The organism is Variovorax sp. 01N425, from assembly GCF_056399465.1.
In genome coordinates, this window is sequence record NZ_JBFTRJ010000008.1 from 28,704 (window position 1) to 44,197 (window position 15,494).

A 15,494-nucleotide genomic window follows, 5' to 3' on the forward strand; every position below is an offset into this window, starting at 1 on the left:
CCGGCGTTCACCAAGGAAGCACATGACCACCATTACCGGCTCCAACGGCAACGACCTTCTCACCGGCACGGCCGGCAGCGACACCATCAACAGCGGCAACGGGGACGACAGCGTCAGCGGCGGAGCCGGGAACGATTCATTGAATGGCGGCGCGGGAAACGACACGCTCGATGGCGGCAGCGGTAGTGACCAGCTCAACGGAGGATCGGGGGCCGACACCCTGATCTACAACGTCAGCGAAAACGCCGCAGCGGGCACCAGCGACGTGTACACCGGCGGGGCGGGTGTCGATACGCTCCAGCTCCAGTTCACGCGGACCCAGTGGCTGGAGGCTTCCACCCAGACGCAGATCGCTGCCTATCTGACCCATCTTGCGGCAGTGACCAACGCGAGAACTGGAGAGGTTTCCAATGGCTCGGCCAGCGATTTCGTTTTCAGCTTCGGGTCGTCCACGCTGACCGTCCAGATGACTGAAGTCCTGAGAGTCTTCGTGGACGGGGTAGAGGTGAATCCGGCCAACGAGGCGGTGAAGGCGCTGGGCGATACGGGCGCGACGACCGAAGACGGCTCGGGGATCCAAGTCCACGTGCTGCAGAACGATCTGGTCCCCGACTTGGTCAAGAGCTTGGCGCTGGCCTCGGCGCCGGCCCACGGGACGGCGACGCTCGTTCAACCGGCGATGGGCGATCCGTCGACCTGGTATTTCCAGTACCAGCCCCATACAGCCGATTTTCAATACTTGGCAGCGGGCGAGAGCGCAACCGACACCTTCAGCTACGAGGTGATGGACGCCGATGGTGGTAGGGGACTGGCCGCAGTGACCATCACCATCACCGGCGCCAACGATGGTCCGGTGATCACAGCCCAGGACCTGGCGGGTGCGGTGAGCGAGCAGGTTGCGCCGGCGGGCAATTTGAGCGACAGCGGCGTTATCGGCTTCAGTGACCTGGACCTGAGCGATGTGCACTTGGTGAGCGCCACCGGCACGCCGGTCGGCAGTGTGCTGGGAAGCCTGACAGCGGTCAGGAGCGGCGACACCACGGGGACCGGTACTGGCGGCCAGATCACCTGGACTTACACCGTGGATGCCGCGGCGGTCGAGTACCTGGCCGCTGGTCAGATCCGGGTCGAGAGCTTCACTATCACGGTGAACGATCAGCATGGCGGCATCGTCACTCGGCAGATCGACGTGACCATCACCGGCACCAACGACGCGCCGACGATTGGTACAGCCGATGCCGCTGCGGCGGTGACCGAGGATGCGGCGACGCCGACCCTGGGCGACAGCGGCACGATCACCTTCGACGACGTGGACCTGAGCGATGCGCACAGCGTCAGCGTGGCGGCCGGTCCAGGCAACACGCTGGGCGGTGTCTTGACGGCTGGCGTCAGCGATGCGGCCACGGGCGCGGGCGACGGCACGGTGACGTGGAACTACAGCGTTGCCAACGCGGCCACTCAGTATCTGGCCCAGGGCCAGACGGCGACGGAGACCTTCACCGTCAGCATCGCCGATGGCCACGGCGGCACGGTCCAGCAGCAGATCACTGTGACGGTGACGGGGACCAACGACGTGCCGGTGATCGGCGGCATTGCCGCCGGCACGGTGAGCGAGGATGCCTCGACGCCGAACCTGAGCACCAGCGGTGCATTGACGATCGCCGATGTCGACCAGGGCCAGTCGAACTTCGCACCCCAAACCAGCGTTCCTGGCAGCAACGGCCACGGCAACTTCACGCTGGCGGCCGACGGCAGCTGGACCTACACGGCCGACAACAGCCAAAACGCCATCCAGCAGCTGGGCGCCGGCCAGTCTATCAGCGATAGCTTCACTGCCGTGTCTTCCGACGGCACAGCCAGTCAGATAGTGACGGTGACGATCACCGGCACCAACGACGTGCCGGTGATCGGCGGCGTCGCCAGCGGTGCGGTGAGCGAGGATGCATCGACGCCGAACCTGAGCACCGGCGGTGCATTGACGATTGCCGATGTCGACCAGGGTCAATCGAACTTCGCGCCTCAAGCGAGCACCGCTGGCAGCAACGGCCACGGCAGCTTCACGCTGGCGGCCGATGGCAGCTGGACCTATACGGCCGACAACAGCCAGAGCGCGATTCAGCAGCTTGGTGCAGGTCAATCAATCAGCGACAGCTTCACCGCGGTGTCGTCGGATGGCACCGCCAGCGAGGTGGTGACCGTGACGATTACCGGCACCAACGACGTGCCGGTGATCGGTGGAGTCGCCACCGGCGCGGTGAGCGAGGATGCCTCGACGCCGAACCTGAGCACCAGTGGTGCGCTGACGATTGCCGATGTCGACCAGGGTCAATCGAACTTCGCGCCACAAGCGAGCACTGCCGGCAGCAATGGCTACGGCAGCTTCAACTTGCTGGCTGATGGCAGCTGGAGCTACACGGCCGACAACAGCCAGGCAGCGGTCCAGCAGTTGGGTGCCGGCGAGTCGATCAGCGACAGTTTCACTGCAGTCTCGTCCGATGGAACGGCCAGCCAGCTCGTGACGGTGACGATCACCGGGACCAACGACGTGCCGGTGATCGGCGGCGTCGCCAGCGGCGCGGTGACCGAGGATGCCTCGACACCAAACCTGAGCACCGGCGGTGCGTTAACGATTGCCGATGTCGACCAAGGCCAGTCCAGCCTCACAGCCCAGGCCGGCACTGCCGGCAGCAACGGCTACGGCAGCTTCAACTTGCTGGCTGATGGCACTTGGGCCTACACGGCCGACAACAGCCAAAGCGCGATCCAGCAGCTGGGTGCCGGCCAGTCGCTCAGCGACAGCTTTACTGCCGTCTCGTCCGATGGAACGGCCAGCCAACTCGTGACGGTGACCATCACCGGGACCAACGATGTGCCGGTGATCGGCGGCGTCGCCAGCGGCGCGCTGAGCGAGGATGACTCGACTCCGAACCTGAGCACCGGCGGTGCGTTGACGATCGCCGATGTCGACCAAGGCCAGTCCAGCTTCACAGCCCAGGCCGGCACAGCCGGCAGCAACGCCTATGGCAGCTTCACGCTCGCGGCCGACGGCAACTGGATCTACACCGCCGACAACAGCCAGGCAGCGATCCAGCAACTGGGTGCCGGGGAGTCGCTCAGCGACAGCTTCACCGCAGTGTCCTTCGACGGCACGGCCAGCCAACTCGTGACAGTGACGATCACTGGCACCAACGATGTACCTGTGATTGGTGGTGTCGCCACCGGCGCGGCGAGCGAGGATGCCTCGACGCCGAACCTGAGCACCGGTGGCGCGCTGACGATCGCCGATGTGGATGCGGGCCAGTCGAACTTCGCGCCTCAAGCAAGCACCGCCGGCAGCGGCGGCTACGGCAGCTTCACGCTGGCGGCCGACGGCACTTGGACTTATGCGGCCGACAACAGCCAGGCAGCGATCCAGCAGTTGGGCGCCGGCGAGGCGATCAGCGACAGTTTCACGGCGGTGTCGTTCGATGGGACGGCCAGCCAACTCGTGACTGTGACCATCACCGGGACCAATGATGTTCCGGTGATTGGCGGCGTAGTCAGCGGCGCGGTACAAGAAGACGTTGCGGTGTCCGGTGGCAGCCTCGCGGCCAGTGGGGCGCTGACGATCGCCGATGTGGATGCCGGCCAGTCGAACTTTGCGCCTCAAGCGAGCACTGCCAGCAGCAATGGCTATGGCAGCTTCACGCTCGCGGCCGGCGGCACTTGGACTTATGCGGCTGACAACAACCAAAGCACGATCCAGCAACTTGGCGTCGGTCAATCGATCAGCGACAGCTTCACCGCCGTGTCCTCTGACGGCACGGCCAGCCAGCTCGTGACCGTGACCATTGCCGGGACCAACGATGTACCGGTGATCGGTGGCGTTGCCACCGGCGCGGTGAGCGAGGATGCCTCGACGCCGAACCTGAGCACCAGTGGTGCGCTGACGATTGCCGATGTCGACCAGGGTCAGTCCAACTTCACGCCCCAGGCCGGCACCACCGGCGGCAACGGCTACGGCAATTTCACGCTGGCGGCCGATGGCAGCTGGACCTACACGGCCAACAACAGCCAGGCGGCGATCCAGCAGTTGGGCGCCGGCGAGTCGGTCAGCGATAGCTTCACTGCTGTGTCGTCCGACGGTACGGCCAGCCAGCTCGTGACGGTGACGATCACTGGCACCAATGACGTGCCGGTCATCGGCGGCGTCGCCAGCGGCGCGGTGCAAGAAGATATTGCGGTGGCGGGGGGCAGCCTCGCGGCCAGCGGGGCGTTGACGATCGTCGATGTAGATGCCGGCCAGTCGAACTTCGCGCCCCAAGCGAGTGCCGGCGGCAGCAACGGCTACGGCAGCTTCACATTGGCGGCCGACGGCAACTGGAGCTACACGGCCGACAACAGCCAGGCAGCAATCCAACAGCTGGCCGCAGGTCAATCGCTCAGCGACAGTTTCACGGCAGTGTCGTCCGATGCGACGGCCAGCCAGGTGGTGACGGTGACCATTACCGGGACCAACGATGTGCCGGTCATCGGCGGCGTCGCCAGCGGCGCGGCGCAAGAAGATATTGCGGTGGCGGGGGGCAGCCTTGCGGCCAGCGGCGCGCTGACGATCGCCGATGTGGATGCAGGACAGTCCAGTTTTGCAGCCCAGGCCGGCACCGCCGGCAGCAATGGCTACGGCAGTTTCGCGCTGGCAACCGACGGCAACTGGACCTACACGGCCGACAACAGCCAAAGCGCGATCCAGCAGCTGGGCGCGGGTCAATCGATCAACGACAGGTTCACCGCGGTGTCGTCGGATGGCACCGCCAGCCGGGTGGTGACCGTGACCATTACCGGGACCAACGACGTGCCGGCGATCGGTGGCGTGGCCAGCGGGGCGGTGAGCGAGGACGCCTCGACACCGAACCTGAGCACCGGCGGTGCGCTGACAATTGCCGATGCCGACCAAGGCCAGTCGAACTTCGCGCCCCAAGCGAGTGCCGGCGGCAGCAACGGCTACGGCAGCTTCACGCTGACGGCCGGCGGCAGCTGGACCTACACGGCCAACAACAGCCAGGCGGCGATCCAGCAACTGGGCGCAGGTCAATCGATCAACGACAGCTTCACCGCCGTGTCCTCCGACGGCACGGCGAGCCAGCTCGTGACGGTGACGATCACCGGTACCAATGACGTGCCGGTCATCGGCGGCGTCGCCAGTGGCGCGGTGAGCGAGGATGCCTCGACACCGAACCTGAGCACCGGTGGCGCGCTGACTATCGCGGATGTGGATGCGGGCCAGTCGAACTTCGCGCTCCAAGCAGGCACCGCCGGCAGCAATGGCTACGGCAGCTTCACGCTGGCGGCCAATGGCGCCTGGACCTACACGGCCAACAATGGCCAGGCGGCGATCCAACAGCTGGGCGCGGGTCAATCGATCAACGACAGCTTTACCGCGGTGTCATCCGACGGCACGGCCAGCCGGGTGGTGACCGTGACCATTGCCGGGACCAACGACGTGCCAGTGATTGGTGGCGTCGCGAGCGGTGTGGTGAATGAGGATGCCTCGACGCCGAACCTGAGCACCAACGGTGCGCTGACGATCGCCGATGTCGACACGGGGCAGTCCAGCTTCACAGCCCAGGCCGGCACCGCCGGCAGCAACGGCTACGGCAGCTTCGCGCTGGCGGCCGATGGCAACTGGACCTACACGGCCAACAACAGCCAGGCGGCGATCCAGCAGCTGGGCGCCGGCCAGTCGATCAGCGACAGCTTCACTGCGGTGTCTTCCGACGGGACAGCCAGCCGGGTGGTGACCGTGACCATCGCCGGCACCAACGATGCACCGGTCCTGGGCTCTGCCGCGACACCCGTCCTGGCGGCAGCCAACGAGGACGGCGGCGCACCGGTCGGGGCCGTCGGGACGCTCATATCGAGCCTGGTGAACCTGAATCCGCCAGCCGGCGGCCTCGACAACGTGACCGACGCGGACAACGGCGCCATCACGGGCATCGCGTTGACGGGCGCGAACGCCACCAACGGAAGCTGGTGGTATTCCACCAACGGCGGCGCCAACTGGGCGGCGGTGGGGGCGGTGTCGAACGCGTCCGCACTGCTGCTGGCTGCGAACGCGAACACGCGTGTCTACTTCCAGGGGAATTCGAACTTCAACGGGACGCTCAGCGATGGCATCACCTTCCGCGCCTGGGATCAGACGAGCGGCGCGGCGGGCACCACGGTGAGCACAGTCACGAACGGGAACAGCTCTGCGTTCTCGAGCGCCACCGACACGGCGAGCATCACCGTCAGCGCGGTGAACGACAATCCGGTCGCCGTGGCCGACAGGATCATCGTGTCGGACAGCACGCTCGTCACGCTGTCGGCGAACTCGCTGCTCGGCAACGACACCGACATCGACGGTCTCGCCTTGACAATCACCAGCGTCGGCGGCGCGGTCGGAATTTCCGGCCTGACCCTGGACGCCGCCAACGGCACGATCAGCTTCACCAGCGGCAGCACGGCGGGAGCCACGGCCGGCAGCTTCCAGTACACCGTGTCGGACGGCGCCGGGGGCACCACCACGGCGACGGCGACGATCGACGTCAGGGCCGTGTCCAGCGGCAACGGCGCCGACACGATCGATCTCAGCGCGACCGGCACCTACCAGGCCTCCTTCATCGATAGCCGCGGCGGCGCCGACAACCTGACCGGCGGTGCGGGCGGCGACGTCTTCATCGGCGGGACCGGCAACGCAGCCGATACGCTGATCGGCTCTGCCGGCAACGATCTCCTGATTGGCGGTGACGGCAACGACACACTGTCGGGCGGCGCCGGCAACGATGTGCTGCGTGGTGGCATCGGCAACGGTGACACGATGGACGGCGGCGCCGGCAGCGAAGACCTGCTGGACTTCTCGGACGGTACCGTGGCAGTCAATTTCACGCTGGTCCAGAGTGCCGTATCGACCGGCATCGCCAACGGCACCGGCGGGCTCGGCAACAACGACACCTACCAGAACATCGAAGGCGTGATCGGAACGGGCCTGGCCGACACCCTCACCGGCAGCGCCTCGAACGACATCATCCGCGGCGGCGCCGGCAACGACACGCTCGATGGAGCAGGGGGCACCGGTGACCTGCTCGACTTCTCCGACGGCACCGCCGGCCTCACGTTCACGCTGACGCAAAGCAGCAGCACGACAAGCTTCAATGCCAGCGCCGCCGGGCTCGGCACCGACGGCTACAAGAACTTCGAGGGCGTCATCGGCACGGCCTTCGGCGACACGATCACCGGTTCGGCGTCGAACGACCAATTGCGCGGCGGCGGCGGCAACGACGTGATCAACGGCCTTGCGGGCGACGACCGCATCGTCGGTGGGGCCGGCGCCGACATACTCACCGGCGGCGCGGACAACGACACCTTCGTCTTCGACTCGGCACCCAACGCGGTGGATTCGGTCACCGACTTCGATGCTTCGGGATCAGCGGCGAGCGGCGACCTGATCGAACTGTCGCGCGGGACGTTCACGGCCCTCACGACCGCCAGCGGAAACACGCTGTCGGCGGCCGAGTTTGCGTCCCTGAACGGCGGTGGTGCGGGAGACACGGTGGGCGCGGGCGTGCACGTGATCTACGACAGTGCGACGGGCAACCTGTACTACGACACCGACGGCCTGGGCGCCGCGAACCGCACGCTGGTGGCGACGTTGGCGCTGAGCAACCCGGCCGACACCTTCGACAGCAACGACATCAAGGCCGGCGTGTGAGAGCCCGCTTGTCGCGCGCGGATGCGGGTGGCGGCACACGAGAGAAATCGACATGAAGCCTCTTTTCCAGCTTCTCGAGCGACCGCTTCTTTTTGTCGCGGGCTTCTCGTTCTTCGTGAACCTGCTGCTGCTCGCCCCCGCGCTCTTCATGCTGCAGGTCTTCGACCGCGTGCTGACGAGCCAGAGCCGGGAGACGCTGCTGATGCTGTTGCTTGGCGTTGGCGTGGCGCTCGGCCTGATGCTGGTGCTGGACTACCTGCGCAGCCGGCTGCAGGGCGTCGCGGGGAACCTGATCGCCGATCAGCTGTCCCCGGTGGTGGCCAAGGCCGTGCTGGTGCGCACGGCGCGCCGCGCCGAGCGCGCGCCCTGCGAAGGCTTGCGCGACGTCGCGGCGCTGCGCAACCTGTTTTCCTCCCAGGGGCTGCTGGCCCTGTTCGATGTGCCATGGGCATTCGTCTATGTCGCGGTCATCTGGCTGGCGCATCCGATGCTCGGCATGGCTGCGGCGGCCGCGTCGGTGCTGATGCTTGTGCTTGCCGTGGTGAACGACCGCATCACGCGCCGCGATATCGAAGCCCTGCAGAAGGAAGCCGCCAGGGCCACGCGCTACCTCGAATCCTCGATGCAGAACGCAGAACTGGCGCAGTCGCTCGGAATGGGGGAGGCGGTGATCGGGCGCTGGCGGAACCTCAACGCCGGCGTCGCCGCGTTGCAGGGCCCGACCGCGCGCAAGTCGGTGGCGATGGCCGCGCTCACGCGCACCACGCGCCAGACGGTGCAGGTCCTGTTGCAGGCACTGGGCGCCTACCTCGTCATCACGGGCGAAGGCACGCCGGGCATCCTGGTGGCCTGCACCATCCTGCTCGGCCGGGCGCTGGGGCCGGTCGAGCAGGTGGTGGGAAGTTGGCGCGTGCTGGCCGAGGGGCGCCTGGCCTTCGCGCGCCTGTCCGAGGTCCTGGGCGCCGCCGAGCGCCAGCCGCCACGCATGGCGCTGCCGGCGCCGAGCGGCCGCCTGCACGTGGAGGGCCTCGTGTTCCGGTCGTCGCAGGGCGAGCGGATGATTCTCGCCGGCGTCTCGCTGAGCCTGGAGCCCGGCGAGTCGCTGGCCATCACCGGCCCCAGCGGTGCCGGCAAGTCGACCCTGGTGCGCCTGTTGACTGGTCTGTGGGGGCCCCATGCCGGTGTCGTGCGTCTGGACGATGTCGACCTTGCACAATGGCCGCGCGAAGAACTCGGCCCCTGGCTCGGCTATGTGCCGCAGGATGTCGAGTTGTTCGCCGGCACTGTTGCCGACAACATCGCTCGGCTGGGCGAGGTCGACCCGGACAAGGTGGTGCAAGCGGCGCAGCGCGCCGGCGTGCATGCGCTGATCCTGACGCTGCCCGAGGGCTACGACACCGTCGTCGACCACATGGGCGTGATGCTGTCGCCGGGCCAGCGCCAGCGCATCGCGCTGGCCCGCGCGCTCTACGGCAACCCCAAGCTGCTGGTGCTGGACGAGCCCAACTCCAACCTGGATGGGGCGGGCGAACTGGCGCTGGGCGAGGCCTTGAAGGCGCTGCGCGGGCAGATCACGGTGATTGTCGTCACGCACCGCAGCGCACTGGTGCAGCACATGGACAAGCTGCTGGTGCTGGAGGCCGGACGCGTCAAGCAGTACGGACCGGTGGCGGAGGTCATGCAGTCGATCAAGCGGAACGGCCAGAACACGGGCGGGGCGCAGGTGGTAATGATGCCGCGCCCTGCGGAGAAGGTGTCATGAACTACACCGCGCATGCCATCGCGGCCAACGACCCCCTGGCGCTCCATGTGCGCGAAGCGCGCCGCCTGACGCACTGGGGCCTGGCCATGCTGGTCTGCGGACTGTTGCCGGCCGCTGCATGGCTGGGCTTTGCGCCGCTGTCTTCGGCCGTCGTGGCGCAGGCCTATGTCAAGGTGGACCTGAACCGGCGGCCGGTACAGCATGCCGAAGGCGGCATCGTGCGCGAGGTCCTGGTGCGCGACGGCCAGCATGTGCGGAAGGGAGAGCCCTTGCTGGTGCTGGGTGATGTCTCGGTCGATGCCGACCGCAACAGGCTGGACCACCGCGTCAAGACCGAGCGCGCCAGCCTCGCGCGGCTGGACGCGGAGCAGACCATGGCGCGCGCGATCGCTTTCCCTCCCGACGTGGTCGAGACCGCGGTCGCGGATCCGCGCCTGGCGGCGCAGTTGGACAAGGAGCGCGCATTGTTCGAGGCGCGGCGCGACGCGCTGGTGGGGCAGGTGCGCCTGCTGCGCTCGCAGCGCGAGAAGGTGGCCGAGGAAATCGTCGCGCTGCGCGCCCAGATCGCGCAGGCGAGCGAGTCGATGAAGTTTCAGAAGAGCGATCTGGAGACCAACCGCAAGCTGCTCAAGGACGGCTTCGTCTCGGCCGCGCGCATCGCGCAGTTCGAAGGCACCGTGGCCGACTACGGCGTGAAGATCGAGGAGCGGCGCGCGGAGCTGGCACGTGCCGAGCAGCGCACGGTCGATGCCGACCTGCGCATCCGCTCGCTGGAGAGCGACTACCGCCAGCAGGCGAGCGACCAGCTCAAGGTCACGGCAGCCCGGCTGGCCGAGATCGAGCAGGAGCGGCGCAAGTCGACCGACGCCTCGGCGCGTCAGGTGATCACGGCGCCAGCCAGCGGCGAGATCATCGATCTGAAGTATTCGACGCCTGGCGCAGTGATCCCGCCGCGCGAGACCATCGCCGATGTCGTGCCGGACGACAGCCGACTGATGACCGACGCGCGCGTGCGTCCCGAGGACATCGGCCGCGTTCAGCGCGGGCAGGCGGCCGACATCCGCTTCACGGCATTCAAATACCGTACCACGCAACTGGTGCACGGCAAGGTGGTTTACGTATCGGGTGACCGCCTGATCGACCGTGCGACCAATGCGCCCTACTACTCGGTGCTGGTCGAGGCCGATCCGGCTTCGCTCGCGACTGCGGGAGACCTGAAGCTGCTCGCCGGCATGCCCGCCGAGATCTATCTGCAGGGGGAGGAGCGCACAGCCCTCCAGTACCTGGTGGAGCCGATCACCCAGGTGTTGCGCCATGCTGCCCGCGAGCGCTGACGCACCCTGTTGAGCAGCAGGTGCGCGCCTTGGGCGCGACCTGGTTGGACCGGAATCTCATGGTCGACATGGGCTTGGCGGACCGGGGTTTGGGCACCGAAGCACGGGATGCGATGCGGGTCTTGGAGTTGACCGCCGTCATCTCGTCGTACTCGGCCTCGCTGATCTCGGTCATCGGCTTCTTGAGCACCTTGCCCACGGTGTTGATGGCGATGTCCGGTCTTCCGACGGCGGCCATCGTGTCGGCGAACAGCTTCTCCACCGCGGCGGCCGTCGTCAAGTTGGCCTGCAGGGCCACGGCCTTGGCGCCTGCCTTTTCGATGGCCGCCACAGTCTTGTCGGCTTCGCCCTTGCTGACTGCGCTGTTGTAGTGGACGGCGACGGCCTTGGGCCCTTGCTTGGCCAAGTCGAGCGCAATCAGCCCGCCGAGGTTCTTGGCGCCACCTGCGATGAGGACGGTCTTGCCTTGAATGGAATGATCTGCCATGTCGATCTCCTTGGTTGAACATGACAAAAATGGGAGTTTAGGTAGCACTGCGCAGGAGATCAGCCACCGCTGGCTGGATAGATTGTCCAGAAATCAAGTCCAATCCCCGGGCGTGATTTCTCGCGATCTGCTGTATGCCGGAGTCCCATGACCATCAGTCCAGCATGAGGCAGTTGTCGGCGGTCCAGCCGTAAAGCCACTCCATTGCATCGTGGAAACGCTCGGGTGTGCGGCCCTTCCAGAGATCGTTACGCACCTGGCGCTCGACCCCTTGGAATGGAAGATGTGGTGCGCAGTCAGCCGTGTCTTCCCTTTCACAGGGCATTCGCGTGACGCTTGTTATCGCGAGCTGAGTGAGCGCTCATCTGCAACATAGTGCTGGCCATGTTTGTTCGACGAAGCTGGCCTCGTGAAAGCTGCTGCATGGGGAGACGGAGCGACTGTTCCGTGCGATGAAGCGAGCGCCCGAACTTCTTTCTGCCCGATGTACACCGAAGAGGAGCGTGACTTTCTGTGCCCGATATGCGAATTGGGTGCAGCGGCGCAGCCAAACGTCGGTGGGACTGGCGGCCAGTGCCAGCGCCTTCACCGCCGAGCACTTCCAGCTGTCGTGGCGCCATCGGTATGCATTCACGGCCATGAAGTAGTACACCAGGACGCGCTGAGCCCGATGGCGTTAGTGCTCAAGATTGGCGAGACGATCTACTCTGGCGTCGGGCTCGTTGGGGTTCCTAAGTTGCCGGCCGCCGTTCTGGGGAACAGTCGGTTGGCACCCTGCGCGACGCTCCGAGACTGACAATGAGAAACGCGACCTAAGCTCTTAGAGTCGTGCCTTGGCCGCCAACTCGGCCACGGACACGCCGAGGCCGGCGGCGATCTGTACAACGGTCATCACGCCAGGGTTTTGCATCCCCCTTTCGATGCTGCTCATGTAAGAGCGATCGACGTGGCTGCGATGCGCAAGTTCTTCTTGTGAAATGCCATGTGTCTTGCGCAATGCCTTGATGGCGGTGCCAAGCGCCAACAGCGCTGGGTCGAGCGCATGTTTGGGCGAGGCAATTGGCATGGACAAATGCTCTCGCCTTGCGTACGATTGAACCACGGATGATCTTCCACATACTGACCTCCTCTTCTATGTACAGCGTCGCCTCCAGGTCGGTTCCTGTCCGCAGAGGCTGCTTTGTTGTCGCATGACGCGCAGACTCGCAGCCTCTCCACTACCAACTGCTCATCCCCTGCGGCTGCCGGCGTCGGTCACCCGTGTTCGATCGGGGCGGCCCGCACCCGTCGTGCGCAGCATGTCCGCGGCGCGCATCGGCGCGCAGGTGAAGGCGCTGCGCATGGCGGCTGATGTATCCGGTGGAGCGCTGGCGAAGACCTCGGGGATTTCGGCCTCGATGCTCTCGCGCATCGAGCGCGGTCTGGTCTCGCCGTCGGTGGAGACCCTGGAGCGTCTCGCGAATGGTCTAGGGGTGCCGGCGTCGCGCTTCTTCGGGGACCAGGCGCGGCGCACGGACTTCTGCCATGTGCGCGCGAGGCAGGGCGTTGTCGTCGATCGGATCGGTGCGGTCTCCGACTACCGCTACGAGCTGCTGGGCCACCTGCTGTCGGGCAACCTGTTCGTCGAGCCCTATCTGGTCACGCTGTTGCCCGGTGCCGATCCCTACGTGACCTTCCAGCACCCGGGCCTCAAGTTCCTGTACTTCCTGTCCGGGGAGGTCAGCTACCGCTATGGCGGCAGGACTGTGGAGGTGAGGGAGGGGGACGCGCTGCTGTTCGATGCAACCGCGCTGCACGGGATCGAAGCCATTCAGAACGGGCCGGTGTCGTACCTGTCGGTGGTTTTCACGCTGCGCGAGTGAGTCGAATGTTCCATCCCATCCGGTCGAGCCCCACCGGATCGTTCGATGGCTCGCACGCTCATTGCGCCGCGCCGGTCTTTTATGCATTCCTTCGATGTTCGGCATGCCGAACGCCAGGGCGTTGTGGGTGGCGCTCTTTGGGGTCGAGTGCAAATCTCAACTAGCAGGCTTCATGCGACGCAGGTGAGCCAGCATTTCCTCACGGACCACGCCGGTGATGTGGCTGCGCTTCCCGTTTTCGAGCATCCCCAGGCGCCGCGCGACGGGCCGCCCCGGCAGTTGCAGCACGCAGAGCGCAGGGTCGCTTTCCCAGTCGAAGTTCTTGAGCAGCGGCGCCATGGTGAAACCCACGTTCTTGCGCACCAACTCCGCAATGGCGAGCAATGAATTGAGCTCCAGGAACTCCTTGGGGACCAGCTGCAGCCGCCGCAGGATGCGGTCGATGCGCGCGCCAGTCGGCGTGCGCCGGTCGAAGCGAATGAAGGGATGGACGGCGAACAGGCTGGTGATGTGGGTATCGGGCCTGGCGATATCCGAATTGGCGATGACGGTGAGCGTCTCTTCATAGCAAGGCGTCCACAGCAGCCCCGGCGTGTCGGGCCATTGCCGCTCGACGACGACGGCCGCGTCGAGCTCGCCGCTGGCCACGTCCTGCATCAGCTGCGATTGCTGTCGCACCCGCAGTTCGACTTCGAGGTTCGGGTGCAGCGACTTGAGCACCGCGAGCGCGCTCGACAGCAACCCCATGGCCGAGATGAGCGAACCGAGCTTGATGGTCCCCGCGATCTGCCGCTGGTCTTGCAGTTCGCGCCGCATCGATTCGTATTGCGCGAGCAACTCTTCGGCGCGCGGCAGGAGCAGGTGGCCCGCGGGGCTCAGCACCATCGTGCGGCCTGTCTTGTCGAACAGCGTCTTCTTCATTTCCGCTTCCAGCGCGCGCATCTGCTGGCCGACGGCGGCCTGGGTCAGCGCCACCTGTTCGGCAGCCGCGGCGAAGGAGCCGCCACGCGCTGCGGCAACAAAGGTGCGAAGAAAACGAATGGTGCTCACGTCAGAAAGATAAACAAATTCTTTATCGACTCTAAATGATTTTCAAATTTATTTTTTTGCGCGCCTGGAAAACAATGTGGCTACTGCTTTCGCGCTACTGCTCTTGCGCGGTGTGGTGGTGATAACCGCAAGCCAATGACCACTCCTGAATATTTTCCCCTTGTCGATGTTTCCGGTGCGCCATATGCGCGCGGCGTGCAGCACGGCCGTGCCGTGCCCGAGCGAGTGGCCGGAGGCGTGGCGCTCTACCGCGCCCAACTGGGCCGGCGCGGCTTGGACGACGCCACCATCGGCCAGCTCGCGCGATCGATGCTGCCGATCATCGAGGCCTACGACACCACCTACCTCGAGGAGATGCGCGGCATCGCCGAGGGCGCAGGGGTCTCGCTCGAGGACGTGGTGATGATCAACTGCCGCACCGAGATGCTGTTCGGCTATGCCGACATGAAGCAAGACGCCGCGGCATCGGCGGACGCGGCAGCGAGCGAAGACGGCGACTGTACCGGCCTGGTCGTGCTGCCGGCGCGTTCGGCCACCGGGCGGCTCATGCACGCCCACAACTGGGACTGGCGCCAGGAGTGCGTCGACACCGGCATCGTGCTGCGCATCCGCGGCGAGAGCGGCCCTGACATGCTCACCTTCACCGAAGCCGGCGCCCTGGCGCGCCATGGCTTCAACAGCCACGGCGTCTCGCTCACCGGCAATTCGCTGACCTGCGACGAAGACTTCCGCCGGGGCCCCGGCGTGCCGCTGGTGCTGCTGCGCCGCCGCGTGCTCGAAGCGGCCAACCTCGCGCAGGCCATGAAGACCATCTGGGTGTCGAAGCGCTATTGCGCCAACAACATGATCCTGGCGCAGTCCACCGGCAACGACGGCTCGGGCATCAGCCTGGAGACGTCGCCCGGCGAGATCTTCTGGACCTTGCCGGAGAACGGCCTGCTGGTGCATGCCAACCACTGGATGTCTCCTTCCGCCTTGATGAAGCTGCGCGACCCCGGCCTGCCGCAGCGGCCCGACAGCATCTACCGCCAGCATCGCGTGGAAAACGCGCTCGGCCGCATCGAGGGGCGCATCGACTGGACACACGTGAAGGGGGCACTGGCCGACGAATTCGGCAAACCCGACGGCGTGCTGCGCACGCCCAAGCCGGCGGATTTCAGCAGCATTTCGGCCACCGTGGCCACCACGCTCATGGATGCGGCCGCTCGCGTGATGTGGGTGGCGCGCAAGCCGTACGAGGCGCGCAACTTCCGGGAGTACACGCTGTAGTTGC

General features: G+C 66.1%; 7 protein-coding genes and 1 pseudogene. 5 read left to right on the forward strand and 3 right to left on the reverse strand.

What is annotated here, in order from left to right; translation table 11 throughout:
* Positions 1 to 22: 22 nt before the first annotated feature.
* Genes AC1DSC_RS15685 through AC1DSC_RS15695 form a run of 3 tightly spaced genes read left to right on the forward strand, consistent with a single transcriptional unit; the run spans position 23 to position 10,822 of the window.
* Positions 23 to 7,726: a VCBS domain-containing protein gene (locus AC1DSC_RS15685; RefSeq protein WP_015865992.1), complete on the forward strand. Its 7,704-nt coding sequence runs from the start codon at positions 23 to 25 to the stop codon at positions 7,724 to 7,726.
* A gap of 52 nt (positions 7,727 to 7,778) precedes the next feature.
* Entirely contained in the window at positions 7,779 to 9,488 is a 1,710-nt protein-coding gene (locus AC1DSC_RS15690; protein ID WP_015865991.1) for a type I secretion system permease/ATPase, read from the forward strand.
* Entirely contained in the window at positions 9,485 to 10,822 is a 1,338-nt protein-coding gene (locus AC1DSC_RS15695) for an HlyD family type I secretion periplasmic adaptor subunit (RefSeq protein WP_015865990.1), read from the forward strand. The genes AC1DSC_RS15690 and AC1DSC_RS15695 overlap by 4 nt, the downstream gene beginning before the upstream one ends.
* A gap of 118 nt (positions 10,823 to 10,940) precedes the next feature.
* On the opposite strand, the pseudogene AC1DSC_RS15700 reads toward AC1DSC_RS15695, so the two are convergent.
* Together AC1DSC_RS15700 and AC1DSC_RS15705 are read right to left on the reverse strand one after the other, a co-directional pair.
* A pseudogene (locus AC1DSC_RS15700) lies at positions 10,941 to 11,309 on the reverse strand (SDR family NAD(P)-dependent oxidoreductase); the annotation flags it as partial.
* Positions 11,310 to 12,129: 820 nt separating this feature from the next.
* Positions 12,130 to 12,375 (reverse strand): helix-turn-helix domain-containing protein, encoded by a 246-nt coding sequence (locus AC1DSC_RS15705; RefSeq protein ID WP_015865988.1) that lies wholly within the window; start codon positions 12,373 to 12,375, stop codon positions 12,130 to 12,132.
* A 232-nt stretch (positions 12,376 to 12,607) separates the two neighbouring features.
* On the opposite strand from AC1DSC_RS15705, the gene AC1DSC_RS15710 reads away from it, so the two are divergent.
* Positions 12,608 to 13,171, forward strand: coding sequence for an XRE family transcriptional regulator (locus AC1DSC_RS15710; protein ID WP_015865987.1), 564 nt, complete (start codon positions 12,608 to 12,610; stop codon positions 13,169 to 13,171).
* A gap of 156 nt (positions 13,172 to 13,327) precedes the next feature.
* On the opposite strand, the gene AC1DSC_RS15715 is transcribed toward AC1DSC_RS15710, so the two are convergent.
* On the reverse strand, positions 13,328 to 14,221 hold the full coding sequence (locus tag AC1DSC_RS15715; protein ID WP_015865986.1) for a LysR substrate-binding domain-containing protein: 894 nt from the start codon (positions 14,219 to 14,221) through the stop codon (positions 13,328 to 13,330).
* 135 nt (positions 14,222 to 14,356) lie between these two features.
* On the opposite strand from AC1DSC_RS15715, the gene AC1DSC_RS15720 reads away from it, so the two are divergent.
* On the forward strand, positions 14,357 to 15,490 hold the full coding sequence (locus AC1DSC_RS15720) for a C45 family autoproteolytic acyltransferase/hydolase (protein ID WP_015865985.1): 1,134 nt from the start codon (positions 14,357 to 14,359) through the stop codon (positions 15,488 to 15,490).
* The last annotated feature ends 4 nt before the right edge of the window (positions 15,491 to 15,494 follow it).

Coding starts and splice junctions, on each gene's coding strand:
- AC1DSC_RS15685 (WP_015865992.1), top strand. CDS start 23: ATGACCACCATTACCGGCTCCAACGGCAACGACCTTCTCACCGGCACG.
- AC1DSC_RS15690 (WP_015865991.1), top strand. CDS start 7,779: ATGAAGCCTCTTTTCCAGCTTCTCGAGCGACCGCTTCTTTTTGTCGCG.
- AC1DSC_RS15695 (WP_015865990.1), top strand. CDS start 9,485: ATGAACTACACCGCGCATGCCATCGCGGCCAACGACCCCCTGGCGCTC.
- AC1DSC_RS15705 (WP_015865988.1), bottom strand. CDS start 12,375: ATGCCAATTGCCTCGCCCAAACATGCGCTCGACCCAGCGCTGTTGGCG.
- AC1DSC_RS15710 (WP_015865987.1), top strand. CDS start 12,608: ATGTCCGCGGCGCGCATCGGCGCGCAGGTGAAGGCGCTGCGCATGGCG.
- AC1DSC_RS15720 (WP_015865985.1), top strand. CDS start 14,357: ATGACCACTCCTGAATATTTTCCCCTTGTCGATGTTTCCGGTGCGCCA.